Annotated in this window: 2 tRNA genes and 1 rRNA gene; all 3 read left to right on the plus strand. The window is 55.1% G+C overall.

The features are described from left to right. Positions 1-397: 397 nt before the first annotated feature. The 3 genes from BJ122_RS18740 (at position 398) to BJ122_RS18750 (ending at position 2,277) form a co-directional block, all read left to right on the plus strand. Positions 398-1,886, plus strand: a 16S ribosomal RNA gene (locus tag BJ122_RS18740). Positions 1,887-2,091: 205 nt separating this feature from the next. Next, positions 2,092-2,168: transfer RNA gene (locus BJ122_RS18745), tRNA-Ile, on the plus strand. 33 nt (positions 2,169-2,201) lie between these two features. Next, positions 2,202-2,277: transfer RNA gene (locus BJ122_RS18750), tRNA-Ala, on the plus strand. Positions 2,278-2,500: the final 223 nt, after the last annotated feature.

The raw sequence follows: 2,500 nt of genomic DNA on the forward strand, positions 1-2,500 counted from the left end.
GCCGCCGAGACCTCCGGGTCCTGGCGGGCTTCCGTGCCTCTCAAGCCTCTCTTCTCGGTGAGTGCTTCAGCAGCCGATAGTTATCGGTTGCCGATTGGCGTCGAGTAGATGAGACGAGATTTTGCCCCTTAGGGGTTGGGTCCTTCGGATCCGGGCTGTTTGACAAGTTGAGATGAAGAAAGAGAAACGTGGACGGCGGAGTCCTAGCGGGTCTCGATGTTGAAAAGGCTTCGGCTTTTTCGGATTGAGACCGGACGAGACTTCGGCGGTACACGTTTAAAGGAAACACCATGTTCGCCAGCGCTGTGAAGCGCGGCGACGGATCGACGATCTTCGGATTGTTGGTGATGGTGGGACCTCGTCAAACGTTGTGATCAGCCGGTTCAAAGTTCAAGTCCAACTTGAGAGTTTGATCCTGGCTCAGAGCGAACGCTGGCGGCAGGCTTAACACATGCAAGTCGAACGGGCGTAGCAATACGTCAGTGGCAGACGGGTGAGTAACGCGTGGGAACGTACCTTTTGGTTCGGAACAACTGAGGGAAACTTCAGCTAATACCGGATAAGCCCTTACGGGGAAAGATTTATCGCCGAAAGATCGGCCCGCGTCTGATTAGCTAGTTGGTGAGGTAATGGCTCACCAAGGCGACGATCAGTAGCTGGTCTGAGAGGATGATCAGCCACATTGGGACTGAGACACGGCCCAAACTCCTACGGGAGGCAGCAGTGGGGAATATTGGACAATGGGGGCAACCCTGATCCAGCCATGCCGCGTGAGTGATGAAGGCCCTAGGGTTGTAAAGCTCTTTTGTGCGGGAAGATAATGACGGTACCGCAAGAATAAGCCCCGGCTAACTTCGTGCCAGCAGCCGCGGTAATACGAAGGGGGCTAGCGTTGCTCGGAATCACTGGGCGTAAAGGGTGCGTAGGCGGGTTTCTAAGTCAGAGGTGAAAGCCTGGAGCTCAACTCCAGAACTGCCTTTGATACTGGAAGTCTTGAGTATGGCAGAGGTGAGTGGAACTGCGAGTGTAGAGGTGAAATTCGTAGATATTCGCAAGAACACCAGTGGCGAAGGCGGCTCACTGGGCCATTACTGACGCTGAGGCACGAAAGCGTGGGGAGCAAACAGGATTAGATACCCTGGTAGTCCACGCCGTAAACGATGAATGCCAGCCGTTAGTGGGTTTACTCACTAGTGGCGCAGCTAACGCTTTAAGCATTCCGCCTGGGGAGTACGGTCGCAAGATTAAAACTCAAAGGAATTGACGGGGGCCCGCACAAGCGGTGGAGCATGTGGTTTAATTCGACGCAACGCGCAGAACCTTACCAGCCCTTGACATGTCCAGGACCGGTCGCAGAGATGTGACCTTCTCTTCGGAGCCTGGAGCACAGGTGCTGCATGGCTGTCGTCAGCTCGTGTCGTGAGATGTTGGGTTAAGTCCCGCAACGAGCGCAACCCCCGTCCTTAGTTGCTACCATTTAGTTGAGCACTCTAAGGAGACTGCCGGTGATAAGCCGCGAGGAAGGTGGGGATGACGTCAAGTCCTCATGGCCCTTACGGGCTGGGCTACACACGTGCTACAATGGCGGTGACAATGGGATGCTAAGGGGCGACCCCTCGCAAATCTCAAAAAGCCGTCTCAGTTCGGATTGGGCTCTGCAACTCGAGCCCATGAAGTTGGAATCGCTAGTAATCGTGGATCAGCATGCCACGGTGAATACGTTCCCGGGCCTTGTACACACCGCCCGTCACACCATGGGAGTTGGTTTTACCTGAAGGTAGTGCGCTAACCCGCAAGGGAGGCAGCTAACCACGGTAGGGTCAGCGACTGGGGTGAAGTCGTAACAAGGTAGCCGTAGGGGAACCTGCGGCTGGATCACCTCCTTTCTAAGGATGGGTCTTCAAGAGCTTGCTCTTCTGAGTGAGTGCTTATCGACCTGTTTTAGAAACATCAGGAGCTCTAAGTCATACGAGCTCCATTGGCGGGACCCGCCGTCTTCGTTTCTCTTTCTTCGCGGACGAACACGCGCCTGGGGTGGCGCTGCGCTGTTAGCTTTGAAGCTTTGCGCAGGATTTCTGCCTCTCGTGCTGAGGGCTTGTAGCTCAGTTGGTTAGAGCGCGCGCTTGATAAGCGTGAGGTCGGAAGTTCAAGTCTTCCCAGGCCCACCATTTTATCGAGCGCTGCATTCGTCTTCTGGTTACGGGGCCATAGCTCAGCTGGGAGAGCGCGTGCTTTGCAAGCATGAGGTCGTCGGTTCGATCCCGTCTGGCTCCACCAGATGGGCGACCCTTGATGACGGCTTGCGCCGGTTAATCGTCCGCGAGACACAACTTCGCGTGCAGCCTTTGAGGCAAGCATTGCGGGATATCTGACATCGTGAAGAGGAGATCGATCCGAGTTTAGGGTCTGTGGCGTCAAGCTGCGGGTCTTAATCACTATCTCCGGATCATTTTTCGGCGCTTGGCCATCGGCCAAGTTGTAAAAATGATCTTTGTTGGCG

This window comes from Rhodopseudomonas faecalis, from assembly GCF_003217325.1.
GTDB lineage: Bacteria > Pseudomonadota > Alphaproteobacteria > Rhizobiales > Xanthobacteraceae > Rhodopseudomonas > Rhodopseudomonas faecalis.